Genomic DNA, 24,517 nt, shown 5'->3' on the forward strand with positions numbered 1-24,517 from the left:
CACGGCCTTCGGCGGCGCCCGCGGCCGCACCGACGTTCCGAAGATCGTCGACTGGTACATGGAGGGCAAGATCCAGATCGATCCGATGATCACCCACACCATGCCGCTTGAAGACATCAACAAGGGCTTCGAGCTCATGCACTCCGGCGAAAGCATCCGAAGCGTCGTGCTGTATTGAGGTTCAAAGTCACGGAAAGAAACGTATGCGGCGCGTGAGGAATGCGCCGCATATAGCTGAAAAGATTTGATATCATGATTTATGTCGACGCCGACGCCTGCCCGGTTAAGCCGGAAATCCTGAAGGTTGCCGAACGCCACGGCATCGAGGTGACCTTCGTCGCCAATTCGGGACTGCGGCCGTCGCGAGACCCGATGGTGCACAACGTCATCGTCTCCAACGCCTTCGACGCTGCCGACAACTGGATCGCCGAGCATGCCGGCGCCGGCGACATCGTCGTCACCGCCGATGTACCGCTTGCCGGCCGTTGCGTTGCCACTGGAGCGCTGGTGACGGGACCAACTGGGCGCATCTTCGACAAGACGAATATCGGCATGGCAACCGCCATGCGCGATCTCGGCGCACATCTTCGCGAAACCGGCGAAAGCAAGGGCTACAATGCCGCCTTCTCGCCGCGCGACCGCTCCGCCTTCCTCGAAACCTTCGACCGGCTTTGCCGGCGTGCCAGAGCATGATCCAAAAACTGCTCAGCGGTTTTTGGATAAGATCATGCAAAATCAAAACCCCAGAGCTTGAGCGCTTCGAAGAAAGGCCATCAAGCTCTGAAGCCAATCAAACGCCTGGAGGCCAGCCGTGAACATCATTTCCCAGAATACCGCCTTCGGCGGCATGCAGGGCGTCTTCTCGCATGAATCCGAGGCCTGCAAATGCGAGATGACCTTTGCCGTCTTCGTGCCGCCGCAAGCGATCAAGGAGCCTCGCCCGGTCCTCTGGTATCTCTCCGGCCTCACATGCACCCATGCAAACGTCATGGAAAAGGGCGAGTATCGCCGCATGGCCGCCGAACTCGGCTTGATCATCGTTTGCCCGGACACCAGCCCGCGCGGCAATGACGTGCCGGACGAGCTGACCAACTGGCAGATGGGCAAAGGCGCCGGCTTCTATCTCAACGCCACCGAGACGCCTTGGGCCGAAAACTATCATATGTACAGCTACATCACGGAAGAACTGCCGGCCCTCATATCAAGGCAATTCCGCGCCGACATGAGCCGCCAGGGCATCTTCGGCCATTCCATGGGCGGCCACGGTGCCATGACGGTCGCGCTGAAGAACCCCGACCGCTTCAAGAGCTGCTCAGCCTTTGCCCCGATCGTCCAGCCATCAACAGCCGATTGGTCCGCCCCGGCGCTGGAGAAATATTTGGGCAGCGACAAGGCCGCTTGGCGCCGCTATGACGCCTGTGCGCTCGTCGAGGACGGAGCTCGCTTCCCCGAATTCCTGATCGACCAGGGCAAAGCCGACAGCTTTCTCGAAAACGGCCTGCGCCCCTGGTTGTTCGAAGAGGCGATCAAAGGCACGGATATCGGTCTCACGCTGCGCATGCACGAGCGCTACGACCACTCCTACTACTTCATCTCCACCTTCATGGACGATCACCTGAAGTGGCATGCCGAACGCCTGGAAAAGTAAAGGTAGTGCGATCGTCTTGAAATAGGCAGACGGCAAAGGCATATAGGAAACACGCAGACGACTGCGGCGGCTGGCGCCCAAAACCGGCCGTAGGCATCGCGGGGACGGCCTCGCTCTTAACAAAGGAGCGTAAAATGGCTTGGTTCCTGCTTTTCCTCGCAGGCTTGTTTGAAATCGGTTGGGCCGTCGGTCTGAAATATACCGACGGCTTCACGCGGCTGACACCGACGGTTTTGACCGTGATATCCATGATCATCAGCATCACGCTGCTTGGCTTGGCCGTAAAGACCCTGCCGATGGGCACGGCCTATGCGGTCTGGACCGGGATTGGCACCGTCGGCACTGTTCTGCTTGGCATATGGTTGCTCGGCGATCCCGCGACATTGGTCCGCCTGTTTTGCATCGGCTTGATCGTGGCAGGCATTGCCGGCCTCAAATTCGTCGCCTGAGCACTTCCAGGAAAAGTGCGTAGCGGTTTTCCGTCCGGAATGCGTAAGGGAACAATAAGATAGAGCTTTTCCGCGATGCAAGGAAAAGCGGGAAAGCTCTGAGCGAGTCGATCATCGGCGCTGGCGGTTGTCCAGCGCCCAGCTTCCCGGTCCGGCAAATACCAGAAACAGGAAGATGAAGCAGAACAGGATGGCTCCATCTCCCTCATTGTTGGCCGGGAAAAAATTGATCGGCATATGCACCATGAAATAGGCGATCGCCATTTCGCCGCTCAGGAGAAAGGCGATCGGCCGGGTGAAGAGCCCAAGCAGGACAAGTGTGCCGCCGACAAGCTCTATTATTCCTGCCACGAAGAACAGCGTCGTGATTGCGTAAGGTGCCGGTGGAAAGCCGAAAACCTTTTGCGTGCCATGCTCGATGAACAGCAACGCGGCCATGATTCGCAGGATTGCTTGGGAGGCAGGCTGATAGGGCGACAAGCGCTCGGAAAATGACATGAGGATCTCCGTTCGATAGGGGATGCGAAGGAGATCCTGTCAAAAGTGCTCTCGCTTCGCTGACAACGGAGTGAACACGCGAGAGGCGAATTTATTCGCCGGACCCGGCGATCAGCCGAGCCCGACGAAGAGGCTGGTTACTTCTTGTTGTTGTCGATCGCCAGCAGGCCCGGGCCTGCGAAGATCAGGAACAGGAAGATGAAGCAATAAAGGATCGCTGCGTCACCGCCATTGTTGGCCGGGAAGAAATTCTTCGGATAATGCGCCATGAAATAGGCAACCGCCATGTTGCCGCAAAGGATGAACGCGACCGGACGGGTAAAGAAGCCGACGATCGTCGCCAATCCGCCAACGATTTCGATGATACCCTGAACCAGAATCAGGGTCGGCAATGGGCTTGGAAATTGACCGCCAGCCGGAAAGCCGAGCAGCTTCTGCAAGCCATGTTCGATGAACAATACACCAGTGACGACACGCAATACGGTAAGAGCATAGGGCTGATATTGATTCAGCCGATCGGAAAGCGCCATGTTAAACTCCAGTTTTAACTCCCCCACGAGGAAGCAATAGAGCGCACGGGCACGAACGTGAAAACACGGATTCTGACGCTCAATCAATTTTCCGTGTCAAATCCGTGACTTGTTGTCACATGCTCACAACGGGATGTTGTCGTGCTTCTTCCAGGGATTGGTCAGGTCCTTGTTGCGCAGCATCCTGAGGCCCTGTGCCAACCGCCGGCGGGTCGAGTGCGGCATGATCACTTCGTCAATATAGCCGCGCTCTGCGGCAACGAACGGTGACAGGAAACGATCCTCGTACATCTTCGTATGGGCCGCAATCTTTTCCGGATCGGCGATATCCTTGCGGAAGATGATCTCGACCGCACCCTTGGCACCCATGACGGCAATCTGTGCCGTCGGCCAGGCATAGTTGAGATCGCCGCGCAGATGTTTCGAGGCCATCACGTCATAGGCGCCGCCGAAGGCCTTGCGAGTAATGACCGTCAACTTCGGCACGGTCGCCTCGGCATAGGCGAAGAGGAGCTTGGCGCCATGCTTGATCAGCCCGCCATATTCCTGCGCCGTCCCCGGCAGGAAGCCAGGCACATCGACAAAGGTTATGATCGGGATATTGAAGCAATCGCAGAAGCGCACGAAGCGTGCGGCCTTCCGCGAGGCGTCGCTGTCGAGAACGCCGGCCAGCACCATTGGCTGATTAGCAACGAAGCCGACCGTCGCCCCCTCGATGCGGCCGAATCCACAGACGATGTTCTTGGCGAAACTCTCCTGAATCTCGAAGAAATCACCCTCGTCCGCCACCTTCAGGATCAGTTCCTTGATGTCGTAGGGCTTGTTGGCATTGGCCGGGATCAGCGTATCGAGCGAATTGTCAGCCTCGGTCACCGACTGATAGCACTCGATCTCGGGCACGGTCGCGGTGTTCGACTGCGGCAGGAAATCGATGAGACGGCGCACCTGCAGGAGCGTATCGACATCATTGTCATAGGCGGCATCGGCGATCGAGGATTTCGTCGTATGCACCGAGGCGCCACCGAGCTGTTCGGATGTCACGGTCTCGTTGGTGACGGTCTTCACCACATCCGGCCCGGTGACGAACATGTAGGAGGTGTCCCGCACCATAAAGATGAAATCGGTCATCGCAGGCGAATAGACGTCGCCGCCGGCACAAGGTCCCATGATGATGGAGATCTGCGGAATGACGCCCGAGGCAAGCACATTGCGCTGGAACACCTCGGCATAGCCGCCAAGCGCTGCGACGCCCTCCTGAATGCGGGCACCGCCGGCATCATAGATCCCGATGATCGGCGCCCGGTTCTTCAGCGCCATATCCTGTACTTTGGTGATCTTTTCCGCATGTGTTTCCGAAAGAGATCCACCAAAGACCGTGAAATCCTTGGCAAAAACGAAAACGGTGCGCCCGTTGACCGTACCCCAGCCAGTCACAACGCCATCGCCGGCGATCTTGCTCTTGTCCATGCCGAAATCGGTCGAGCGATGCTCGACGAACATGTCGAATTCCTCGAAAGAGCCCTCATCGAGGAAGATGTCGATGCGCTCGCGCGCCGTCAGCTTGCCGCGTGCATGCTGCGCGTCAATGCGCGCCTGCCCGCCGCCCAGCCTTGCGATCTCGCGACGACGTTCCAGTTCCTGCAGAATTTCCTTCATGCGGTCCTCTCTCCTTCATCGCTTGGGCTTAGCACGACGCAGGCTTAGTTGGCGAGCCGCGGCGTGTTCAGCGAAAAGATGGAGCGAACCCGCGCGGCGATATCTTCCGCCATCAGCTCGTCCGCGGTAGCGGGATCGGGAGCAACAGTTCTGGTCTCGAAGGATGCCATGGCAACCACGGCGCCGCCATCAGCCGCAGCGGCATCGATATTGATCTTGGCACTGCTGCGGTCGCGATTGAAGCCGCGTGCCTTGCGCACGTCGGTCAGCCTGACGGTGATGACAACCTGTGGCAATTGCGGAGCAAAGCTTGTTGCAGCGATCGCAGCGTTGACGCGATCGTTGACGGCTGCGACCAACGCCGGCGACACTGGCGGCAAAGCCTGATCGGCTACGACGGTTGCACTTCGCACGGCATATGTTGGAGGCGGAGGATCGACGGACCAGCTCGAGCACGCGGCCAGTGCCAAACATCCCACGAGCGCCGGTACGGCTCTCGGCCTCAACAACAACATGATCCCTGTCCCGACTTTCGAATTTGCAAGATATGCAGATCGACATAAAGGACTGGAAATCAACAATATTCAACTGCGAAGCGCAGAAAAAACGTCAGTCGCGGCCTGAAACTCCTCAAAACGCTGTGCACGGCGCCGCTCGGCCTCTTCGTCACTGCCCCAATGCTCGATGGTCCAATCCTCGTCGAGATGGGCGAGCGACCAGACGTCGGCAAGCGGCAGGAAGCCTTTGGCAAAAGCGAGCGCCAGGATCGCTGAGCCGGTCAGTGTCGTGATCGTGTGAAGGCTCGCAAGTTCCATCGGCGTGTCAAATTTGCGCAAAGCAGCGGCGAAGGCCGCAATGGCTTCACCGGGTTGTTCCTGGTGCATGACACCTTCCGCCAGGATGAAGCGGGCGCCGAAATCGCGAGCCGCCCATTCGATCACCGGATTCCAGCGCTCCGACTGCCGCTCGACGAGCCGCTCAGGACCGTCGGCGCGATAGCAGAGCAAATCGCTGCCGGAGAAGCGGACGATTTCGTCGAACACAGCCTGACTTTCCGTCGCAACACCGTCAATGGCCGTGTTGACGAGGCGCGTCACCGGCATGGTCGCGGGATCGATGACATCGACCTGCCGTGCCCATTCAGCGGCCACCAGCTTGGCGAGCGCTTCTGTCGGCAGCGCCAGGGAGCGCCTGGCCGGCGTCTTCACCACCTTGCCGTCAAGCGCGATGGCATGGCCGCCCTCGTCCGCGCTGATCGTCACATCCTTGTAGAAGCGCTTCGGCAAAGGCTTCTTCATCTGGATCTGCGCGCGGCGGATCGGATCGGGATGGCTGAGACCTTCGGAAAGATCGTTCAACAGGTCGCGCATGGCGTCACCTCAGAGAATATGGCTCAACAAGTCGTTCGGATGGTGGGCTATCGCGTCTGCACCGGCAGCCAGGAGCTCTTCCACGGAGGCATAGCCCCAGGCGACGCCGATGGCGGTCGCACCTGCCGCCTTCGCCATCTGCATGTCGTAGATGGCATCACCGATCACGATCGTATCATGCGGATCCATGCCGGTCTCATCGCAGCATTCCGTCACCATCGCCGGATGCGGCTTCGACGGGCAATCATCGGCGGTACGCGAGACGATGAAATAGGGCGTGAACTCGTTGACGGCAAGAATATGGGTCAACCCACGGCGGGACTTGCCCGTGACGGCACCGAGCAGCAACTCGTCACGCGCGGCAAGCGTCTCGATCAGCGACTTGATGCCGTCGAAAAGCGGCGTCTGCATATCCGCCTCGTCGCGAACTTCAGGAAAGATCGACTTGTAATGCGCCGTCATGGCAATCGCTTCGTCATCGACATGCGGCTTGCCCTGCATGCGGGCAATGGCGATATCGAGCGTGAGGCCGATGATCGATTTGGTGGCGGAAACATCAGGACGCTTGTAGCCAAAAGCCACGAAAGTCCGTGCCATCACCTCATGGATCAGCCGCACGCTGTCGACCAGCGTACCATCGCAATCGAAAAGGACCAGCTTCATTCGTCGTCCGGCTCCCCCGCCGATTCCATATCAAAGCCGAGAAGGTTCCAGGTCTGCACCATATGCGGCGGCAGAGGCGCGGTAACGCGCAGGCGTCCGCCACTCGGATGCGGAATATCGATATGCCGCGCGTGCAGATGCAGACGCTTCTGGACACCGCCGGGAAAATCCCAGTTAGGATCGTCATCGAAATATTTGGGATCGCCGATGATCGGATGGCCCATGTGCAGCGCATGAACGCGCAACTGATGCGTACGGCCGGTATAGGGTTCCATCTCCAGCCAGGCGAGGCTCTGCGCAGCGGTTTCGAGCACACGATAGTAGGAGATCGCGTGATCGGCGCCCTCCTCGCCATGCTTGGCGATACGCATGCGATCACCATCGGCCGTAGCCTCTTTCACCAGCCAGGTCGAGATCTTGTCCTCGTGCTTGCGCGGCACGCCCTTGACCAGCGACCAATAGGTCTTCTTGGTATCGCGCTCGCGAAACGCCGCCGTCAGCTTCTGTGCGGCGCCACGAGTGCGCGCGACCACGAGCACACCGGACGTGTCACGGTCGAGACGATGCACCAGACGGGGCTTTTCACCCTTCTTGCTTGTCCATGCCTCGAGCATCTTGTCGATATGGCGGGTAAGGCCGGAGCCGCCCTGCACGGCGAGGCCGGCCGGCTTGTTCAGCACATAGACCTTATCGTCTTCATGAAGCAGCATGCGCGCTAGAAGCTCGGCATCGCCACCATGTTTAAGGTCGTTACCGGCGATCGGGCCGCTCTTCAGGGCCTTGGCATCGACATCGAGAGGCGGCACGCGCACGATCTGTCCCGGCTGTACGCGCGCATCCGTCTTGACACGGCCACCATCGACGCGCACCTGGCCCGAACGCAGCAACTTCTGCAGCTGACCGAAGCCAAGCCCCGGAAAATGCACCTTGAACCAGCGGTCGAGACGCATGCCCGCTTCATCAGGCTCGACCTGTATATGTTCAATCCCGGCCATTCTTCTTCTTTCAAACACCGCAACATGTCCCGGGAAATTCCAAATCTTGTTCGGCGGGATCATGCGAATTCAAACGACGGGACGATCGGCCCCGTGGCCGGAGGTTTCCCGGCCTTTTGACGTGGCTTTAGAGCATTTCGACGAAAAGTGGAAACCGGAATTATACGGCAGGATAATTTTCTGGCTCAGTTTCCCTTGGCCGAGACGACGGGTAGATTGACGTCGACCATGCCTGCCTTGTTGAACATCAGCATCACGGGCACCGTACCGCCCTGCTTGAAGGGCGTCTTCACCTGCTTGAACATCATGTGCATCGTACTCGGCGCGAGCGTCACGGTTGCGCCGGCGGGGATGGCGATACCCCCCTTGATCTCGCGCATCTTCATGATCTCGCCCTCCATCTTCATCTCATGCAGCTCCACCTTGCCTGCGGACGACGAGGTTACGGAGGTGAGCTTGTCGTCCGTCTTGCCCGTATTGTGGATGGTGATGTAACCGCCGCCGACCGGCTGGCCGGGAAGCATGGCGCGAACATAACCGCCGCTGATATCGAGATCACCAAGCTTGGCAGACGCAGAGCCAGCAGGTGCCGCACCGGCATCCATGTGCATCCCGGGTATGGATTTCATCGCGCCACTGTCCTCGGCCATCACTTCATTGAGCGGAAGCGAAAAAGCGCCAATCGAAATCAGCAATGCGGCGGCGTAGTTGCGGTTCATGTTCATCTCCTGCCCGGCTCCTCGATCGAGCAGAAGGGATAGCCTCTCCCATCCCTGTTGCAAAGGCCCGTAATCATTAGGAAACGCAGGATTGATCGGCGCGACAAAAATTTGTTCAGCGGCGACATTTGCCCCTTGCCATCTCTGCCCGGGACCGGATAATGGCACTCAACCCTGTTGGGAGAATCCGGCGTAAGCCGGTGCCGAAGGAGCAACCGCCCCGGAAACTCTCAGGCCAAAGGACCAGCAAGGGGCAGACGGAACTCTGGAGAGAAGCGCGCAAGCGTTCGCCGAAGGGATAACAATCTCAGGCAAACAGACAGAGGGGGCTCATCGTCAGGCGCAACCGCGCCGAAATTGTGAGCTCTGCGCTTTGAAACGAGCGCAAAACCCGGAGGCGTCATTTGGACGAGACCGCTGCCCTCAAGACCACCCCCCTTCATGCCCTGCATGTGTCGCTCGGTGCCCGCATGGTGCCTTTCGCAGGCTATGACATGCCCGTGCAATATGCGCCCGGCGTGCTGAAGGAACATCTCTGGACTCGATCCTCCGCCGGACTGTTCGACGTGTCGCATATGGGTCAGGTGACGATCCGCGCCCGCTCCGGCAAATATGAGGATGCGGCGCTAGCCCTCGAAAGCCTCGTGCCGGTCGACATCCTCGGTCTCGCCGAAGGCCGCCAGCGCTACGGCTTTTTCACCGACGACAAGGGCGGCATCCTCGACGACCTGATGATTACCCATATGGACGACTATCTCTTCGTCGTCGTCAATGCCGCCTGCAAGGAGCAGGATTTTAAGCATCTTCAAGACCATATCGGCGATAGCTGCGAAGTGACCTTACTTGATCGAGCCCTCATCGCGCTTCAGGGACCGCGCGCCGTTGACGTCCTCGCGGAACTCTGGGCCGATATCGCCTACATGAAATTTATGGACGTGCGCCATTGTCGCCTCCATGACGTTTCCTGCCTCGTTTCGCGCTCCGGCTATAGCGGCGAGGACGGTTTCGAAATCTCCGTACCGGCAGACAAGGCCGAGGATATCGCCAAGCGGCTGCTCGAGCATCCGGATGTCCAGCCGATCGGCCTCGGCGCCCGTGACTCGCTGCGCCTCGAAGCCGGCCTCTGCCTCTATGGCAACGACATCGACCAGACGACGACGCCGATCGAAGGCGCGCTCGAATGGGCCATTCAGAAAGCCCGCAAGACGGGCGGCGCCCGCGCCGGCGGCTTTCCGGGAGCAGCTCGCATTCTCGGCGAGCTCGATGGCGGCACTTCGCGCCGCCGCGTCGGCCTGAAGCCCGAGGGCAAGGCGCCGGTGCGCGGTCACTCGAAGCTTTATGCCGATGCCGAAGGCAAGACCGAAATCGGCGAAGTCACCTCTGGCGGTTTCGGTCCGAGCGTCGAATCCCCGGTCGCCATGGGCTATGTGCCAACCGATTTCACGGCGCCCGGCACCACTGTTTACGCTGAAGTGCGCGGCAAGTATCTGCCCGTCGTCGTCAGCACCCTGCCTTTCATCAAGCCCACCTACAAACGTTGAACGTCTTTTCCAGAGAGGATTACCCATGCTGAAATTCACCGAAGAACATGAGTGGCTGAAGGTCGAAGGCGATATCGCAACGGTCGGCATCACGGCGCATGCCGCCGAGCAACTCGGCGATCTCGTTTTCGTCGAACTGCCTGAAGTCGGCGCCAGCTTCTCCAAGGGTGGCGACGCGGCAACCGTCGAATCCGTCAAGGCAGCCTCCGAAGTCTATTGTCCGCTCGACGGAGAGATCACTGAAGTCAACGAAGCCATCACCGCCGATCCGGCCCTCGTCAATTCCGACCCGATGGGTGACGGTTGGTTCTTCAAGCTCAAGCTGAAGAATGTCAGCGATCTAGATGGTCTTCTTGATGAATCCGGTTACAAGGAGCTGATCGGATAATGACGACGCCTACGGAATTCACGTTCACCGACTACCAGCCATACGATTTCGCCAATCGCCGGCATATCGGTCCGTCTCCGTCGGAGATGGCCGATATGCTCAAGGCGATCGGCTACAAGAGCCTTGATGGTCTGATCGACGCAACGCTGCCACCGGCAATCCGCCAGAAGGCGCCGCTTGCCTGGGGCGCAGCGATGACGGAGCGAGAGGCGCTCGACCGCCTGCGCGAGACAGCCAACAAGAACAAGGTTCTCGTCTCGCTGATCGGTCAGGGTTATTACGGCACCATCACGCCGCCGGTCATCCAGCGCAACATCCTGGAAAACCCGGCCTGGTACACAGCCTACACGCCGTACCAGCCGGAAATCAGCCAGGGCCGCCTCGAGGCGCTGCTCAACTACCAGACGATGATCAGCGACTTGACCGGCCTCGATGTCGCCAACGCCTCGCTGCTCGATGAAGCAACGGCAGCAGCCGAAGGTATGGCGATGGCGGAACGCGTCGCCAAGTCGAAGGCGAAAGCCTTCTTCGTCGATTCCGCCTGCCATCCGCAGACCATCGCGCTCATCAAGACCCGCGCCGAGCCGCTCGGCTGGAGCGTCATCGTCGGCAATCCCTTTACGGATCTTGATCCCGTCGATGTCTTCGGCGCGATCTTCCAGTATCCGGGCACGCACGGTCACATCAACGACTTCAGCGGCCTGATCGCACGCCTGCACCAGACGGGCGCCATCGCCATCATGGCTGCCGATCTCCTGGCCCTGACCCTGCTGAAATCCCCCGGCGAAATGGGCGCGGATATTGCCATCGGCTCCTCGCAGCGCTTCGGCGTTCCCGTCGGATATGGCGGCCCGCACGCCGCCTATATGGCCGTCAAGGACGACTACAAGCGCTCCATGCCGGGCCGTCTCGTCGGCGTTTCGGTCGATGCACGCGGCAATCGCGCCTATCGCCTGTCGCTGCAGACCCGCGAGCAGCATATCCGCCGCGAAAAGGCGACGTCGAACATCTGTACCGCGCAGGTGCTGCTCGCCGTCATGGCCTCCATGTATGCGGTCTTCCACGGTCCGCAGGGCCTGAAGGCCATTGCCCAGCAGGTCCATCAGAAGGCTGTTCTGATGGCCAAGGGCCTGGAAAAGCTCGGCTACACCGTCGAGCCGGAAACCTTCTTCGACACGATCACCGTCGAGGTCGGCCACATGCAGGGTCTCATCCTGCGCGCGGCCGTCGCGGAAGGCGTGAACCTGCGCAAGGTCGGTGAAACGAAAATCGGCATCAGCCTCGACGAGCGCACGCGCCCGGCGACGGTGGAAGCGGTGTGGCGTGCATTCGGTGGCGATTTCCGCATCGCCGATTTCGAACCGTCCTACCGCCTGCCGAAGAGCCTGCTGCGCACCAGCGAATACCTGACGCATCCGATCTTCCACATGAACCGCGCCGAAAGCGAGATGACGCGCTATATCCGTCGTCTCTCGGATCGCGACCTGGCGCTCGACCGCTCTATGATCCCGCTCGGCTCCTGCACCATGAAGCTGAACGCGACGGCGGAAATGCTGCCGATCACCTGGCCGGAATTTTCCGACATCCATCCTTTCGTTCCGGCCGATCAGGCGCTCGGCTACCGCGAAATGATCGACGACCTGACGGAGAAGCTCTGCGCCGTGACGGGCTATGACGCCTTCTCCATGCAGCCGAACTCCGGTGCGCAGGGCGAATATGCCGGCCTCCTGACCATCCGCAACTACCACATTGCCAATGGCCAGGGGCACCGCGACATCTGCCTCATCCCGACCTCCGCGCACGGCACCAACCCTGCCTCGGCTCAGATGGCCGGCATGAAGGTCGTGGTCGTCAAGGTCAGCGACGACGGCGATATCGACATGGCCGATTTCCGCGCCAAGACAGAGCAATATGCCGACAACCTCTCCTGCTGCATGATCACCTACCCTTCGACGCATGGCGTCTTCGAGGAGACGGTAAAGGAGATCTGCGATCTCGTGCACAAGCATGGCGGTCAGGTCTATCTCGATGGCGCGAACATGAACGCCATGGTCGGCCTCTCGCGTCCAGGCGATATCGGCTCCGACGTCAGCCACCTGAACCTGCACAAGACCTTCTGCATTCCGCATGGCGGCGGCGGTCCCGGCATGGGTCCGATCGGCGTCAAGGCGCATCTTGCACCTCACCTGCCCGGTCATCCGGAAACGGACGGCCGCAGCGGTGCGGTCTCGGCGGCAGCCTTCGGTTCGGCCTCCATCCTGCCGATCTCCTGGAGCTACTGCCTGATGATGGGTGGCGAAGGCCTGACGCAGGCGACGAAGGTGGCGATCCTCAACGCCAACTACATCGCCGCGCGGCTGAAGGGTGCCTATGACGTGCTCTACAAGTCCAAGGACGGACGCGTCGCGCATGAGTGCATCATCGATACCCGCCCGCTGGTCGCTAGTGCCGGCGTGACGGTCGACGATGTCGCCAAGCGCCTGATCGATTGCGGCTTCCACGCGCCGACCATGAGCTGGCCGGTCGCCGGAACGCTGATGATCGAGCCGACCGAATCGGAAACGAAGGCCGAGCTTGATCGCTTCTGCGAGGCAATGCTGGCGATCCGCGAGGAGGCCCGTGCCATCGAGGACGGCCGGATGGACAAGACCAACAACCCGCTGAAGAACGCTCCGCATACGGTGGAAGACCTTGTCGGCGAATGGGATCGCCCCTATTCGCGCGAACAGGCCTGCTTCCCGCCCGGTGCTTTCCGCGTCGACAAGTACTGGTCTCCGGTCAATCGCATCGACAACGTCTATGGCGACCGCAACCTCATCTGCACCTGCCCGCCGCTCGAATCCTATGCCGAGGCCGCAGAATAGAGTTTTGCAAAAAAGCGAAGCGGTTCAGTCGCTTCGCTGGAAACAGACATAAATCTATTGTGAAACTTGTCTATGAAAACGCCGCGTGTCCGAAAGGATGCGCGGCGTTTTCATGACGCCACAGTGGGGCCCTGGAATTCAGATTCATGCCGGAGCAACCGGAACTTCACTTCGTCGCCGGGCGAACGGAACGTGCTTCCGCGCCGCTGCTTCTCCTGCATGGGAGCGGCATGAATGAGGCCGCGCTTGTTCCTCTTGCCGATTCGGCTGCGCCGCAGCATCCCTATATCGCCCTGCGAGGTGCCATCGGCTGGGAGGGCGGATTTGCCTTCTTTCGCCGCAATCCGGATCGAAGCCTGGATCATGCGGATCTCATAAGCCGCACGGATGAACTCTGTGATTTCATCGAAACGGCTCTGGAGCAAGGGACGCTCAAGCGGACCCCCGTGCTGGTTGGCTTTTCGAATGGCGCGATCATGGCGGCATCCATTCTTTTGCGCCGGCCCCGCCTGGCCGCCGCCGCCATTTTGATGCGGCCACTCTCGCCGGCACTGGACGCACGCTTTCCATCGCTGGCAGCTTTGCCGATCCTGATCGTGTCCGCCGAGCACGATCAGCGACGCGAACCCGGCGATGCCGATATCTTGAAAAATCAATTTGCAAACGCCGGTGCGGATGTCAGCGCGCATGTGCTGGCAACCGGTCACGACGTCAATCAAGACGACATCGGCATCATCCGCGACTGGCTCATACGGAAAGGCTTATGACATGAATCAGGAGATTTCCCTGAGCACCGACAATCCCGACAGCTATATCGCGGCCGCATTCGCCACGGACGACCCCGCCTCGATCGCCAGGGCATTAGGCGAAGTTGCCCGCACGCGCAACATGAGCAAGCTCGCCAAGGATGTCGGCATGAACCGTTCGGCGCTCTATCGTGCACTGAGCGGTGACGGAAATCCGGAATTCGCCACGATCCTGAAAGTCGTCAGAGCGCTCGGCCTCAAGCTGACGCCGGTATCGGCCGCAAGCTAAGTCTCGCCTCGAAGCGTCGCTAACCGATCGCCTCTTCGAGCAGAAGCAGTACGAGAAAGCCGGTAAAGAACATGGCTGTCACCCAAGGGCGATCGGGTGTTTCATGAGCTTCGACCAGCAGTTCTTCGGTGACGAGATAGAGGAGCGCAATCAGCCCGAACGCGAAGAAGCCGGTCAGAATCGGGTCGGGCAACGACGCGATCGGTGTTCCCAGCAAAGCGCCGATCGGCAGCAGCAGTGCAAGCGCTGCCGTAATGGCGACGATCCTGGCTCGAGAGCGAACGCTCTCGCCAAGCTCGTTCGCGACCGTCAGGCCCAGGAACAGCACTTCGATCGTCAGCGCGATCGTCAGCAGCAGGCCTACCTTCGGGCCGGCTGCAAAGCCGATGCCGAGCACAAGGCCATCGATCAGAATATCGATACCAATCGCCGCGAGAAGGCCAACCGGTCCTTTGGCCCAGTTTTCCAGTTGCTTGACCAGCAGCATGACGATGACGCCGATCGCGCCGCCGATGACGGTCGCCAAGGGAGAACCTCTGTGCATGACATCGGGCAGGATCTCGCCAGCGGCGGCGGCAAAGACCACACCGGCGGCAAAATGCTGGATTGCGCTGACAAGATTAGGCCCCGGCCGCGTGTTCACGGCAACGGCGGCACCCGCAATGGCCGCAGTCGCAGGGATCAAGGTGTAAACCCATGCCGCAGCCGCCATAGAATTCCCCCTCGCGCGCCGTGTCGATTTTCACCGGCGAGCCGGTCAGCCGAGGAGATAGCAGTGATATCCTCGGCACGCGTCGATCAAAGCACGAAATGCAGCGAGGTGAAATACGGCTAAGTCGGCTCCAAGCGGACTGAGCACCCCGACCCTAAGCAATCGACAGCTACCAGATCACCTTGGACAATTCGGATAAGACGATATTGCCGTAGTCCTCGTCCTTGATGCTGAACTCGGCCTCGCCGGATTCCAAATTGAAGTTGAAATAGACTTCAGCTGCGCCCTCGGCAAGAAAGAGCTTGGTGGCGTACCAGTTTCCCGCCGCTCCACCAAAACCGCCGCTAGGAAGGCGCGTGGCCGGAGGGCCGAGAAATGCTATGTCAAATGGTAGTGTTTCCTGCTTCGCTGCTGAAAAGGTTGGAGAATCCGCGGCCAAAGCATTGGCCAGCCGTTCGAAAAACTGTGCCGGGCGGGAACTCGTAACATGACGAAATTCGCCATGCGAGAAGCTTACCGGAGTATCAAGATCGACGCTGCCGTCCTCTTTCCGCGGACCCTGAATTTCAATGAGGAATTTTGTTTGGTCCTGCCCCTCGCCATAGCGAGCCATCAAGGCGAGTGTTTCTGTATCCGAACCGCCAGTTATCGGGACAATTCTGAAGGGAAGAGAGGCCGGAAAATCACCGTCCGCAGGAAGCGTCACCTCGCTGCCGCTCTGTGCTGACAGCAACGCCACCACCGGCAGAATCAGCACGGAGCGCCGTGTGATCATCCCGCATCCTGAGATAACAAACGGCGCCTGCCCGTCATATGGCTTGCGCGGATTGGCGCTGAGCCGCCAGTGCGGCGAGATCGGCGGGCTTCAATTCGACGGATTCGCCACAGCCACAGGCCGATGTCTGGTTCGGATTGGTGAAGATGAAACCGGAGCGCAAGGTCGTCGTTTCGAAGCCCATTTCGGTGCCGAGCAGATAAAGTACCGCAGACGGCTCCACCCAGACCTTGGCGCCATCGCGCTCGATCAGGTCATCTTTCGCATTCGGCTCGGTCACCAGGTTGATGGTATATTCCATCCCCGCACAGCCGCCCTTCTTGATGCCAACCCGAACGCCCTTGGCATCGGGGCCGGAATTTTCAACGATCGCCTTGACGCGTGCTGCTGCCGCATCCGTCATGCTCATGACTGCAAAGCCCATGGGCTCATTCTCCTTCCGCAACCGGGGTCAAGATCCGGCGCTTCGAGTCTCAATGTAAAGCCGGCGGCCTAAAGCTTCAATACCAGCCGACGGCAACCTGCGCTTCTTCCGACATGCGATCCGGCGTCCAGGGCGGATCGAAGGTCATGCTGACGTCGACACCGGACACACCTTCGACGGCGCCAACCGCATTTTCGACCCAGCCGGGCATTTCGCCGGCAACCGGGCAACCGGGCGCGGTCAGCGTCATAACGATCTTCACCATGCGGTCGTCTTCGATATCGATCTTGTAGACCAGGCCGAGTTCGAAGATATCAGCGGGAATTTCCGGGTCGTATACCGTTTTCAGCGCTGAGATGATGTCGTCGCTGAGGCGCGCCAGCTCATCCTCGGGGATGCTGGAGTGCACGATCCCTTCGCGCGCGTCGATCTTCTGTTCGCTTTCGTCGAGTGACATCACTTGCCTCCTCAGGCAAAGAATTTCCGTGCATATTCCAGTGCGTCAGCCAAGGCATCCACCTCGGCGCGCGTATTGTACATGCCGAACGATGCTCGGCATGTGGAGGTGACGCCGAAGCGTTTCAAGAGCGGCTGGGCGCAATGGGTGCCGGCGCGAACGGCGACACCCTGCCGGTCGATCACCATAGAGACGTCGTGGGAGTGTATTCCCGCAAGCTCGAAGGAGAAAATGCCGCCCTTGCCCGGCGCCGTGCCGATGACGCGCAGCGAATTGATATCGCGCAGCCGTTCCGCCGCATAGGCGGCAAGGTCGGCCTCATGACGGGCAATCGCTTCGCGACCAATGCTGTCCATATAGTCGAGCGCGTAACCAAGGCCGATCGCCTGCACGATCGGCGGCGTACCGGCTTCGAAGCGGTGCGGCGGCTCATTGTAGGTGACGTTTTCCTCGGTGACGTCGAAAATCATCTCGCCGCCGCCCTGGAACGGCCGCATCTCCGCAAGCCGCTCCTTCTTGCCGTAGAGAACGCCGATGCCCGAGGGGCCATAGAGCTTGTGACCGGTCATGACGTACCAGTCGCAATCGATATCCTGCACGTCGACGGGCATATGCACTGCACCCTGCGAGCCGTCGATCAGGACGGGAATGCCGCGCTCATGCGCGATACGGCAGACTTCCTTTACCGGAACGACCGTTCCGAGCGCATTCGACATATGCGTAATGGCGACAAGTTTGGTGCGCTCCGTCAGGCTCTTCTCGAATTCCTCGATATGGAACGCGCCCTCGTCGTCGACGGGTACCCAGACCAGCTTAGCGCCCTGCCGCTCCCGGATGAAATGCCAGGGAACGATGTTGGAGTGATGCTCCATGATCGAGACGACGATCTCATCACCCTCACCAATCTTCGGCATACCCCAGCCGTAGGCGACCGTGTTGATCGCCTCGGTCGAGTTCTTGGTGAAGACGATATCGTCGACCGACGGCGCGTTCAGGAAGCGACGAACCTTCTCGCGCGCCGCTTCATAGGCTTCCGTCGCTGCATTGGACAGGAAGTGCAAGCCGCGATGCACATTCGCATATTCGTTGGAATAAGCATGCGAGATGGCATCGATGACGACCTGCGGCTTCTGCGCGGAGGCGCCATTGTCGAGATAGACCAGCGGCTTGCCATGCACCGTTTTCGCCAGGATCGGGAAATCCCGGCGAATGGCTTCGACGTTATAGGCCGTTGCCGGCACGATCTTGTCCACGAGCTTTGCCTCCAATCAGGCGTGCTTTTCCAGCCAGGCGGAGATAACGCCTTCCAGCGCCTCGACCAGGGCTTCGTCTTCCAGTTCCTCGACGATCTCGGCCACGAAGGCATTGACCAGCATGGCACGAGCCTTGTTCTCGGGAATGCCGCGCGCCATCAGATAGTAGAGATGGTTCTTGTCGATATCGGCGACAGTGGCGCCATGGCCGCACTGAACGTCGTCGGCGAAGATTTCGAGCTCGGGCTTCACCGAGAACTCGGCATCGTCGGACATCAGCAGCGTGTTGCACGCCATCTTCGCGTCGGTCTTCTGCGCATCCGGAGCGACCCGGATCATACCCTGAAAGACGCCGCGGGCGCGATCAAACACCACGTTACGGATAACTTCCGTGGAACCGGTGTTCGGAACGTCATGACCGAGCACCATCGTCACGTCGGTATGGGTATCGCCGCCGAGCAGATTGATGCCGCGAAGCGTCAAATCGGCGCCTTCGCCCACCACCTTGATGTAGAGCTCCTGACGCACGAGCTTGCCGCCGGCATTGATAACGAACAGCCTTAGCTTGGCATCTTCTCCAAGATCGATGCGAAGCTGGCCGAGATGGGTGTCTTCGCTGCCCTGCTCCTGCAGGACGATCCAGGTGATTTCAGAACCCTTGCCGATCTTCACTTCGCTGACAGAGGAAACCAGTGCAGCTGCGCCTTCAACCGCCTGATGACGCTCGATGAAGGTCGCCTTGACGTCAGCGCCAAAGGAGACAGGCAGGCGGCTGTGAATCTGGCCACCGGCATGGATGAACTGCACTTCCAGTGGCGCTTCGAGTTCGGTGCCATCAGGGAAATCGATGACATAACCGTCACGCACAAAGCTTGCATTGATGCGGCCGATCGCGTCATCCTTACCAAGAGCTTCGAGGCCGGCAGCAGCCGTGCCGTTGATCAGGCTGTCAGCGTAGCGTCCGACCGTCAAAGCCTTGACGGCGGCCTTCTCGCTTGCCTTGCCCTGAAGAACCGCGAGAACGGGAGAGCCTTCGACCGTTGCCGGGAGAGCCTCTACCAGCCCCTTACCGATATCGCTCGGCACCAGACGCAGCAGGTTCTTGAAATCGGTATAGTGCCAGGCCTCGACGCGGCGCGTCGGCAGGCCGGCAGTCTTCAATTCGTCCAGCAGGCGATCGCGGACGGCGAAAACTTCGCCATCACCGGGCAGATCGCCCATCTGGTCGTTATACGCCTCGATCAGCGCCGTTTCGGCTGATGTCAGGCGGTTCGTCGTCTGAATATTCATCGACGTGTCCTTTCCGCCTCGATCAGGCTGCAGCACCGATGATGTCGGCATAGCCGTTGGCTTCGAGCTCATGCGCCAGCGTCTTGTCGCCGGACTTGATCACCTGGCCCTTGTAGAGGACGTGAACGGTATCCGGAACGATGTAGTCGAGCAGGCGCTGGTAATGAGTGATGACGATCACGGCACGATCCGGAGAGCGCAGCGCGTTGACGCCGTCGGCAACGATCTTCAACGCGTCGATGTCGAGACCGGAGTCGGTTTCGTCGAGCACGCAAAGCTGCGGCTCCAGCAGTGCCATCTGCAGGATTTCAGCGCGCTTCTTTTCACCGCCGGAGAAGCCCACGTTGAGCGGGCGCTTCAGCATGTCCATGTTGATCTGCAGCTTGGCCGCAGCATCCTTGACGCGGCGGATGAAATCCGGCGTCGTCAGTTCGTCTTCGCCGCGCGCCTTACGCTGTTCGTTCAGCGCCACCTTCAGGAACTGCATGGTGGCAACACCGGGAATTTCGACCGGGTACTGGAAGGCCAGGAAGATGCCCTTGGACGCACGCTCAGCAGCATCGAGTTCGAGAATGCTCTCGCCGTTATAGAGGATGTCACCCTCGGTGACTTCATAGTCCTCGCGGCCGGCGAGAATGTAGGAGAGCGTCGACTTGCCGGAGCCGTTCGGACCCATAATGGCGGCAACTTCGCCCGCCTTGACGGTCAGGTTCAGGCCACGGATGATCTCGGTGCCGTCTTCGGCGATGCGGGCGTGCAGGTTCTTGATTTCAAGCATTTTAATATCCTATCGCAGGAATGAGTGTGCAGCGCGCCTAGCGCGCCAAAGCTAATTCTGTTTCGTGGACGTCAGCCAACGCTGCCTTCGAGCGAGATGCCGATGAGCTTCTGCGCTTCGACGGCAAACTCCATCGGCAGCTCCTGCAGGACTTCCTTGACGAAGCCGTTGACGATCAACGCGATCGCCGCTTCGGTCGGGATACCGCGCTGCAGGCAGTAGAACAGCTGGTCTTCGGAAATCTTCGACGTCGTGGCTTCGTGCTCGAACTGCGCGGACGAGTTCTTCGCCTCGATATAGGGCACCGTATGCGCGCCGCACTTGTCGCCGATCAGCAGCGAGTCGCACTGCGTGAAATTGCGAGCGTTCGATGCCTTACGGTGAGCCGAGACCTGGCCGCGATAGGTGTTCTGCGAAACGCCGGCGGCGATACCCTTCGAGACGATGCGGCTCGACGTGTTCTTGCCGAGATGGATCATCTTGGTGCCGCTGTCGACCTGCTGATGGCCGTTCGAAACCGCGATCGAATAGAACTCGCCGCGGCTGTCGTCGCCGCGCAGGATGCAGGACGGGTACTTCCAGGTGATCGCAGAGCCGGTCTCGACCTGCGTCCAGGAAATCTTGGAGCGATGGCCGCGGCAATCGCCACGCTTGGTGACGAAGTTGTAGATGCCGCCCTTGCCGTTCTTGTCGCCCGGATACCAATTCTGAACGGTCGAATACTTGATCTCGGCATCATCGAGCGCAACCAGCTCGACGACCGCTGCGTGCAGCTGGTTTTCGTCGCGCTGCGGCGCCGTGCAGCCTTCGAGATAGGAGACGTAGGCACCTTCTTCGGCGATGATCAGCGTGCGCTCGAACTGGCCCGTGTTCTTCTCGTTGATGCGGAAGTAGGTCGACAGCTCCATCGGGCAACGAACGCCCTTCGGCACGAAGACGAAGGAACCATCGGTGAAGACGGCCGAATTGAGCGTCGCATAGAAATTGTCCGAGGTCGGCACGACGGAGCCGAGATACTTGCGCACCAGCTCCGGATGTTCGCGGATAGCTTCCGAGATCGACATGAAGATCACGCCGGCCTTCTTCAGCTCTTCCTTGAAGGTGGTGACGACCGAGACGGAATCAAACACCGCATCGACCGCGATCTTCGGCTTCTCGACGCCGGCAAGAATTTCCTGCTCGCGCAGCGGAATGCCGAGCTTCTCGTAGGTCTTCAGCAGCTCCGGGTCGACTTCGTCGAGCGACTTCGGGCCGGCGAACTTTTTCGGTGCGGCGTAATAGTGGATGTCGTTGAAATCGATCTTCGGATAGTCGACGCGCGCCCAGGTGGGCTCTTCAAGCGTCAGCCAACGACGATAGGCTTCGAGGCGCCATTCCAGCATCCAGTCCGGTTCCTGCTTCTTGGCGGAGATGAAGCGAATGATGTCTTCGGAAAGACCCTTGGGAGCCTTTTCCACTTCGATCGTGGTCTCGAAACCGTACTTGTACTGGTCCACGTCGATCTGGCGAACCTGATCGACCGTTTCCTGGACTGCAGGCATTTCGTTCTCCAATCTCGCCGGATCCAAGGTCCGGCAGCTTGTCAACGTTGCGGCAGACTTATGTCTGCCCCCTATGTAGTCGGCCAAAAGGGACTTTTCACCCCGCTTGGCAAGCGGAAATTTCGGTTTCCGCAAATTTGTGGCCCTTAGGCCGCCGCGCCCGCCAGCTTGCGCCTTCCCGCTATGCGGGCAAACGCGGCGATTGCGCGATCGATATCCATTTCGGTTGTGGTCGGCCCCAACGAAATGCGGAGCGCTCCGAGTTTCGGGTCGCACCCCATCGCCACCAGCACATGGCTCTCGCCGACCTTGCCCGACGAGCAGGCCGACCCGGCGGAGATCGCCACGCCTTCCAGATCGAAGGCGATCTGGCCGGTTTCGGATTTCAGTCCCGGCAGCGTGAAGAAGCTGGTGTTCGGAACGCGCGGACCATCCTTCCCATGAATAATGACATCAGGCGCCGCAAGCTCCATCCCTGCTTCCAGCCGGCCGCGCAATGAAGCGATCGCAGCATTGCGAACATCGAAGTCCAGGGCAGCGGCCTCGGCGGCGGCACCGAATCCGATGATGGCAAGCGTGTTTTCCGTGCCCGAACGATGGCCTTTTTCCTGACCGCCGCCATGGATCAACGGCTTCGGCATCAGCACCTCGCCGCGCGAGACGAGTGCGCCGACACCCTTCGGCCCACCGATCTTATGCGAGGACACGATAACGAAATCCGCGCCGATCGCATTGATATCGAGCGGAACGCGGCCGGCCGCCTGAACGGCATCGACCACGAAGAGACCGCCCGCTGCCTGAACGAGCTTGGCCGCATCGCCGACAGGCTGGACAATTCCGGTCTCATTGTTCGCGAGCATGATGGCGACCATCGGCAGGCCGCTGGCCTTGTCATGGGCTGCTAACATGGTCTCCAGCGCGGCAAGATCGACCGTACCATCCGATGTCACAGGTATTTCGCTGACATTGCACCTGGCAAATCGCCCACCTTCGCGCACGGCCGGATGCTCGACGGCCGATATATAAAGGTGGCTGACCACAAGCGGCGTCCGCCCCATGCGAAATTCCGGCGTCAGCACCATATTGGCCGCCTCGGTGGCGCCGCTCGTAAAAACGACATGGGCGGGTTCCGCACCCGTCAGTCTTGCAACCTGCCGGCGTGCGGCCTCGACAGCTGCGCGCGCTGCCCTACCTTCACCGTGAACGGAATTGGGGTTGCCTTGAATATCCATCGCACGCAGCATTGCTTCGCGGGCCGCCGGAAGGAGCGGTGCGGTAGCATTCCAATCGAGATAAAGGCGCGTTGCCGCCATAATCTTCTTCCTGCGCGACTTTGCTTTGCTGCGACCGGCTCATTTTCCTTGAAATTTCAGCCGGGCATGCCTTATGACACGTTCCACAAACCGTTGCACAAACAACGCGCGGACCACCGCATCAAGTTTCGAATTGTTCTAAACTGCGTTCTAGAAAAGATGAGCGCATTCGTCAAGTCAACTTGCTGCGTGCCGTTGGGTTTGAACGCAGAAAAAGAAGAGCCGGAGTATCGATGCCCGAAGTAATTTTCAACGGCCCCGCGGGTCGCCTTGAAGGCCGCTATCAGCCCTCCAAGGAAAAGAGCGCCCCGATCGCGATTATCCTTCATCCTCACCCGCAATTTGGCGGCACGATGAACAATCAGGTCGTCTACCAGCTCTTCTATATGTTCCAGAAGCGCGGTTTCACGACACTTCGCTTCAATTTCCGCGGGATCGGCCGCAGCCAGGGCGAATTCGACCACGGCGCCGGCGAACTTTCCGATGCGGCATCAGCACTCGACTGGGTGCAGAGCCTCCATCCTGATTCGAAGAGCTGCTGGGTTGCCGGCTATTCCTTCGGCGCCTGGATCGGCATGCAGCTCTTGATGCGCCGCCCGGAAATCGAAGGCTTCATGTCGATCGCACCGCAGCCGAACATCTACGACTTCTCCTTCCTGGCACCCTGCCCGTCGTCTGGCCTGATCATCAACGGCGACGCTGACAAGGTTGCCCCGGAGAAGGACGTCAACGGCCTCGTCGAGAAGCTGAAGACGCAAAAGGGCATCTTGATCACGCACAAGGTCGTGTCGGGCGCCAACCACTTCTTCAACGGCCAGGTCGAAACGCTGCTCGGCGAATGCGAGGATTATCTCGATCGTCGCCTCAACGGCGAACTGGTGCCGGAACCGGCCGCCAAGCGCATCCGCTAAGAAAAGCGGCCGTTACTGAGCCATCATGAAAGTCGGACACGAGATCCCGTCGATCGTCATCGACGGGTGATCCTGCATGCCGATCTTTCGCAAAACGCGTTGCGATGCAGCGTTTTGCGGGTGGGTGAAGGCGATGAAATGCCTGGCAAGATCACGTGTGAAGAACCATTGTGCCAAGGCGGTAGCAATCTCCGTCGCATAGCCATTACCCCAGGCCTCCTTTCGAATCGAATAGCCAAGCTCGAATTCGCCGCGGCCACTCTCCTCATGAAAACGCGAAAAACCGGCGCGACCGATAAAGCGGCCGTCCTCACGGCGCAGCATCTTGTATTTCGTCACGCCATCGCGCGTGTGTTCTCCGAACCAGCTTTTCAGCCGCTCCTCGGCCTTCTCCAGCGTCCAAGGGGCGCCGCCGGAAAGATAGCGCGTCGTGTCGATCGTCGAATGCAGCTGCCGAATCAACTCGGCATCACCCTTGTCCCACATCGTCAGAACGAGGCGCGGGGTTTCGAGTATGATGGTATCACTCATCTGCCTGCCTGTTTTCATGTTGGATCTGCAGCCTGCCGTAACCTGTATGGCATCGCCGATTGACAACCGGCCAGTCAGTGCTAACCGCTCGGCCTGATTTCAACAAGGTAATGAAGCGACAATTCCGAATGAGAAGGCCCGCCGAAGCGGGCCTTGAGATTATCGCCTGATATCAT

The 24,517-nt window shown here is 59.8% G+C and carries 27 protein-coding genes, 1 pseudogene and 1 riboswitch; of the genes and pseudogenes, 10 read left to right on the top strand and 18 right to left on the bottom strand.

Annotated features, from left to right (window positions below; translation table 11 throughout):
- From AC13Q5_RS30230 to sugE, 4 genes and pseudogenes are all read left to right on the top strand, one after another.
- Positions 1-178, top strand: a pseudogene (locus tag AC13Q5_RS30230) (S-(hydroxymethyl)glutathione dehydrogenase); the annotation flags it as partial.
- A 74-nt stretch (positions 179-252) separates the two neighbouring features.
- Positions 253-693: a YaiI/YqxD family protein gene (locus AC13Q5_RS30235; protein ID WP_075850584.1), complete on the top strand. Its 441-nt coding sequence runs from the start codon at positions 253-255 to the stop codon at positions 691-693.
- A 118-nt stretch (positions 694-811) separates the two neighbouring features.
- Entirely contained in the window at positions 812-1,648 is an 837-nt protein-coding gene (gene fghA / locus AC13Q5_RS30240) for an S-formylglutathione hydrolase (protein WP_488504196.1), read from the top strand.
- Positions 1,649-1,782: 134 nt separating this feature from the next.
- The gene (gene sugE, locus AC13Q5_RS30245; protein ID WP_075850586.1) at positions 1,783-2,097 is read left to right on the top strand and encodes a quaternary ammonium compound efflux SMR transporter SugE; all 315 of its coding nucleotides are present in this window, start codon (positions 1,783-1,785) and stop codon (positions 2,095-2,097) included.
- Between the two features lie 111 nt (positions 2,098-2,208).
- Here the strand turns inward: sugE and AC13Q5_RS30250 are convergent, their stop codons facing one another.
- The 8 genes from AC13Q5_RS30250 to AC13Q5_RS30285 all read right to left on the bottom strand — a co-directional run bounded on the left by AC13Q5_RS30250 (position 2,209) and on the right by AC13Q5_RS30285 (position 8,528).
- Positions 2,209-2,595 carry a DoxX family protein gene (locus AC13Q5_RS30250; RefSeq protein WP_075850587.1) on the bottom strand — a complete coding sequence of 129 codons (387 nt, stop codon included), beginning with the start codon at positions 2,593-2,595 and terminating at the stop codon, positions 2,209-2,211.
- Between the two features lie 137 nt (positions 2,596-2,732).
- Positions 2,733-3,125, bottom strand: coding sequence for a DoxX family protein (locus tag AC13Q5_RS30255; protein WP_075850588.1), 393 nt, complete (start codon positions 3,123-3,125; stop codon positions 2,733-2,735).
- Between the two features lie 123 nt (positions 3,126-3,248).
- The gene (locus tag AC13Q5_RS30260) at positions 3,249-4,781 is read right to left on the bottom strand and encodes an acyl-CoA carboxylase subunit beta (protein ID WP_488504197.1); all 1,533 of its coding nucleotides are present in this window, start codon (positions 4,779-4,781) and stop codon (positions 3,249-3,251) included.
- A gap of 44 nt (positions 4,782-4,825) precedes the next feature.
- Positions 4,826-5,296, bottom strand: a complete 471-nt coding sequence (locus tag AC13Q5_RS30265) for a hypothetical protein (RefSeq protein WP_075850590.1) — start codon at positions 5,294-5,296, stop codon at positions 4,826-4,828.
- A gap of 69 nt (positions 5,297-5,365) precedes the next feature.
- Positions 5,366-6,151 (bottom strand): ATP12 family chaperone protein, encoded by a 786-nt coding sequence (locus AC13Q5_RS30270; protein WP_488504198.1) that lies wholly within the window; start codon positions 6,149-6,151, stop codon positions 5,366-5,368.
- 9 nt (positions 6,152-6,160) lie between these two features.
- The gene (locus AC13Q5_RS30275) at positions 6,161-6,814 is read right to left on the bottom strand and encodes an HAD-IA family hydrolase (protein WP_075850592.1); all 654 of its coding nucleotides are present in this window, start codon (positions 6,812-6,814) and stop codon (positions 6,161-6,163) included.
- Positions 6,811-7,809, bottom strand: coding sequence for an RluA family pseudouridine synthase (locus AC13Q5_RS30280; protein WP_075850593.1), 999 nt, complete (start codon positions 7,807-7,809; stop codon positions 6,811-6,813). Before AC13Q5_RS30280 ends, AC13Q5_RS30275 begins: the two co-directional genes overlap by 4 nt.
- Positions 7,810-7,994: 185 nt before the next feature.
- Positions 7,995-8,528 (bottom strand): copper chaperone PCu(A)C, encoded by a 534-nt coding sequence (locus AC13Q5_RS30285; protein WP_488504199.1) that lies wholly within the window; start codon positions 8,526-8,528, stop codon positions 7,995-7,997.
- A 168-nt stretch (positions 8,529-8,696) separates the two neighbouring features.
- Positions 8,697-8,784: riboswitch (glycine riboswitch) on the top strand.
- Between the two features lie 148 nt (positions 8,785-8,932).
- Here AC13Q5_RS30285 and gcvT point away from each other — a divergent pair.
- The 5 genes from gcvT (at position 8,933) to AC13Q5_RS30310 (ending at position 14,356) form a co-directional block, all read left to right on the top strand.
- The gene (gene gcvT / locus AC13Q5_RS30290) at positions 8,933-10,069 is read left to right on the top strand and encodes a glycine cleavage system aminomethyltransferase GcvT (protein ID WP_488504200.1); all 1,137 of its coding nucleotides are present in this window, start codon (positions 8,933-8,935) and stop codon (positions 10,067-10,069) included.
- Positions 10,070-10,094: 25 nt separating this feature from the next.
- Positions 10,095-10,457: a glycine cleavage system protein GcvH gene (gene gcvH / locus AC13Q5_RS30295; RefSeq protein WP_075850596.1), complete on the top strand. Its 363-nt coding sequence runs from the start codon at positions 10,095-10,097 to the stop codon at positions 10,455-10,457.
- Positions 10,457-13,321: an aminomethyl-transferring glycine dehydrogenase gene (gene gcvP, locus AC13Q5_RS30300; protein WP_075850597.1), complete on the top strand. Its 2,865-nt coding sequence runs from the start codon at positions 10,457-10,459 to the stop codon at positions 13,319-13,321. Before gcvH ends, gcvP begins: the two co-directional genes overlap by 1 nt.
- 146 nt (positions 13,322-13,467) lie before the next feature.
- A complete protein-coding gene (locus AC13Q5_RS30305; RefSeq protein ID WP_488504201.1) occupies positions 13,468-14,088 on the top strand; it encodes an alpha/beta hydrolase in 621 nt (206 codons plus the stop codon).
- A gap of 1 nt (position 14,089) precedes the next feature.
- Positions 14,090-14,356, top strand: a complete 267-nt coding sequence (locus tag AC13Q5_RS30310) for an addiction module antidote protein (protein ID WP_075850599.1) — start codon at positions 14,090-14,092, stop codon at positions 14,354-14,356.
- 19 nt (positions 14,357-14,375) lie between these two features.
- Here the strand turns inward: AC13Q5_RS30310 and AC13Q5_RS30315 are convergent, their stop codons facing one another.
- The 9 genes from AC13Q5_RS30315 to AC13Q5_RS30355 all read right to left on the bottom strand — a co-directional run bounded on the left by AC13Q5_RS30315 (position 14,376) and on the right by AC13Q5_RS30355 (position 22,899).
- Positions 14,376-15,068, bottom strand: a complete 693-nt coding sequence (locus AC13Q5_RS30315; protein ID WP_457881165.1) for a ZIP family metal transporter — start codon at positions 15,066-15,068, stop codon at positions 14,376-14,378.
- A 169-nt stretch (positions 15,069-15,237) separates the two neighbouring features.
- A complete protein-coding gene (locus AC13Q5_RS30320) occupies positions 15,238-15,843 on the bottom strand; it encodes a hypothetical protein (RefSeq protein ID WP_488504202.1) in 606 nt (201 codons plus the stop codon).
- 34 nt (positions 15,844-15,877) lie between these two features.
- Complete coding sequence (gene sufA, locus AC13Q5_RS30325) at positions 15,878-16,267, bottom strand: Fe-S cluster assembly scaffold SufA (protein WP_457881163.1); 390 nt, start codon at positions 16,265-16,267, stop codon at positions 15,878-15,880.
- Positions 16,268-16,343: 76 nt separating this feature from the next.
- Positions 16,344-16,724 carry an SUF system Fe-S cluster assembly protein gene (locus AC13Q5_RS30330; protein WP_075850603.1) on the bottom strand — a complete coding sequence of 127 codons (381 nt, stop codon included), beginning with the start codon at positions 16,722-16,724 and terminating at the stop codon, positions 16,344-16,346.
- An 11-nt stretch (positions 16,725-16,735) separates the two neighbouring features.
- The gene (locus tag AC13Q5_RS30335) at positions 16,736-17,977 is read right to left on the bottom strand and encodes a cysteine desulfurase (protein ID WP_488504203.1); all 1,242 of its coding nucleotides are present in this window, start codon (positions 17,975-17,977) and stop codon (positions 16,736-16,738) included.
- 15 nt (positions 17,978-17,992) lie between these two features.
- On the bottom strand, positions 17,993-19,267 hold the full coding sequence (gene sufD, locus AC13Q5_RS30340) for a Fe-S cluster assembly protein SufD (protein WP_488504204.1): 1,275 nt from the start codon (positions 19,265-19,267) through the stop codon (positions 17,993-17,995).
- A 22-nt stretch (positions 19,268-19,289) separates the two neighbouring features.
- Positions 19,290-20,045 carry a Fe-S cluster assembly ATPase SufC gene (gene sufC / locus AC13Q5_RS30345; protein WP_488504205.1) on the bottom strand — a complete coding sequence of 252 codons (756 nt, stop codon included), beginning with the start codon at positions 20,043-20,045 and terminating at the stop codon, positions 19,290-19,292.
- A 71-nt stretch (positions 20,046-20,116) separates the two neighbouring features.
- A complete protein-coding gene (sufB, locus tag AC13Q5_RS30350; RefSeq protein ID WP_075850606.1) occupies positions 20,117-21,586 on the bottom strand; it encodes a Fe-S cluster assembly protein SufB in 1,470 nt (489 codons plus the stop codon).
- Positions 21,587-21,732: 146 nt separating this feature from the next.
- Positions 21,733-22,899, bottom strand: a complete 1,167-nt coding sequence (locus AC13Q5_RS30355) for a cysteine desulfurase family protein (protein WP_488504206.1) — start codon at positions 22,897-22,899, stop codon at positions 21,733-21,735.
- Positions 22,900-23,132: 233 nt separating this feature from the next.
- Here AC13Q5_RS30355 and AC13Q5_RS30360 point away from each other — a divergent pair, with 233 nt between their 5' ends.
- Positions 23,133-23,810 carry an alpha/beta hydrolase gene (locus tag AC13Q5_RS30360; RefSeq protein WP_047633174.1) on the top strand — a complete coding sequence of 226 codons (678 nt, stop codon included), beginning with the start codon at positions 23,133-23,135 and terminating at the stop codon, positions 23,808-23,810.
- A gap of 12 nt (positions 23,811-23,822) precedes the next feature.
- Here the strand turns inward: AC13Q5_RS30360 and AC13Q5_RS30365 are convergent, their stop codons facing one another.
- Positions 23,823-24,341, bottom strand: a complete 519-nt coding sequence (locus AC13Q5_RS30365; RefSeq protein WP_075850608.1) for a GNAT family N-acetyltransferase — start codon at positions 24,339-24,341, stop codon at positions 23,823-23,825.
- Positions 24,342-24,517: the final 176 nt, after the last annotated feature.

The organism is Martinezella sp. CNPSo 3964 (assembly GCF_057784375.1).

What these genes read in the sequence shown, in the direction of transcription:
- AC13Q5_RS30235 (WP_075850584.1), top strand. Translation starts at nt 253, where the DNA reads ATGATTTATGTCGACGCCGACGCCTGCCCGGTTAAGCCGGAAATCCTG.
- sugE (WP_075850586.1), top strand. Translation starts at nt 1,783, where the DNA reads ATGGCTTGGTTCCTGCTTTTCCTCGCAGGCTTGTTTGAAATCGGTTGG.
- AC13Q5_RS30250 (WP_075850587.1), bottom strand. Translation starts at nt 2,595, where the DNA reads ATGTCATTTTCCGAGCGCTTGTCGCCCTATCAGCCTGCCTCCCAAGCA.
- AC13Q5_RS30255 (WP_075850588.1), bottom strand. Translation starts at nt 3,125, where the DNA reads ATGGCGCTTTCCGATCGGCTGAATCAATATCAGCCCTATGCTCTTACC.
- AC13Q5_RS30260 (WP_488504197.1), bottom strand. Translation starts at nt 4,781, where the DNA reads ATGAAGGAAATTCTGCAGGAACTGGAACGTCGTCGCGAGATCGCAAGG.
- AC13Q5_RS30265 (WP_075850590.1), bottom strand. Translation starts at nt 5,296, where the DNA reads ATGTTGTTGTTGAGGCCGAGAGCCGTACCGGCGCTCGTGGGATGTTTG.
- AC13Q5_RS30270 (WP_488504198.1), bottom strand. Translation starts at nt 6,151, where the DNA reads ATGCGCGACCTGTTGAACGATCTTTCCGAAGGTCTCAGCCATCCCGAT.
- AC13Q5_RS30275 (WP_075850592.1), bottom strand. Translation starts at nt 6,814, where the DNA reads ATGAAGCTGGTCCTTTTCGATTGCGATGGTACGCTGGTCGACAGCGTG.
- AC13Q5_RS30280 (WP_075850593.1), bottom strand. Translation starts at nt 7,809, where the DNA reads ATGGCCGGGATTGAACATATACAGGTCGAGCCTGATGAAGCGGGCATG.
- AC13Q5_RS30285 (WP_488504199.1), bottom strand. Translation starts at nt 8,528, where the DNA reads ATGAACCGCAACTACGCCGCCGCATTGCTGATTTCGATTGGCGCTTTT.
- gcvH (WP_075850596.1), top strand. Translation starts at nt 10,095, where the DNA reads ATGCTGAAATTCACCGAAGAACATGAGTGGCTGAAGGTCGAAGGCGAT.
- gcvP (WP_075850597.1), top strand. Translation starts at nt 10,457, where the DNA reads ATGACGACGCCTACGGAATTCACGTTCACCGACTACCAGCCATACGAT.
- AC13Q5_RS30305 (WP_488504201.1), top strand. Translation starts at nt 13,468, where the DNA reads ATGCCGGAGCAACCGGAACTTCACTTCGTCGCCGGGCGAACGGAACGT.
- AC13Q5_RS30310 (WP_075850599.1), top strand. Translation starts at nt 14,090, where the DNA reads ATGAATCAGGAGATTTCCCTGAGCACCGACAATCCCGACAGCTATATC.
- AC13Q5_RS30315 (WP_457881165.1), bottom strand. Translation starts at nt 15,068, where the DNA reads ATGGCGGCTGCGGCATGGGTTTACACCTTGATCCCTGCGACTGCGGCC.
- AC13Q5_RS30320 (WP_488504202.1), bottom strand. Translation starts at nt 15,843, where the DNA reads ATGATCACACGGCGCTCCGTGCTGATTCTGCCGGTGGTGGCGTTGCTG.
- sufA (WP_457881163.1), bottom strand. Translation starts at nt 16,267, where the DNA reads ATGGGCTTTGCAGTCATGAGCATGACGGATGCGGCAGCAGCACGCGTC.
- AC13Q5_RS30330 (WP_075850603.1), bottom strand. Translation starts at nt 16,724, where the DNA reads ATGTCACTCGACGAAAGCGAACAGAAGATCGACGCGCGCGAAGGGATC.
- sufD (WP_488504204.1), bottom strand. Translation starts at nt 19,267, where the DNA reads ATGAATATTCAGACGACGAACCGCCTGACATCAGCCGAAACGGCGCTG.
- sufC (WP_488504205.1), bottom strand. Translation starts at nt 20,045, where the DNA reads ATGCTTGAAATCAAGAACCTGCACGCCCGCATCGCCGAAGACGGCACC.
- sufB (WP_075850606.1), bottom strand. Translation starts at nt 21,586, where the DNA reads ATGCCTGCAGTCCAGGAAACGGTCGATCAGGTTCGCCAGATCGACGTG.
- AC13Q5_RS30355 (WP_488504206.1), bottom strand. Translation starts at nt 22,899, where the DNA reads ATGGCGGCAACGCGCCTTTATCTCGATTGGAATGCTACCGCACCGCTC.
- AC13Q5_RS30360 (WP_047633174.1), top strand. Translation starts at nt 23,133, where the DNA reads ATGCCCGAAGTAATTTTCAACGGCCCCGCGGGTCGCCTTGAAGGCCGC.
- AC13Q5_RS30365 (WP_075850608.1), bottom strand. Translation starts at nt 24,341, where the DNA reads ATGAGTGATACCATCATACTCGAAACCCCGCGCCTCGTTCTGACGATG.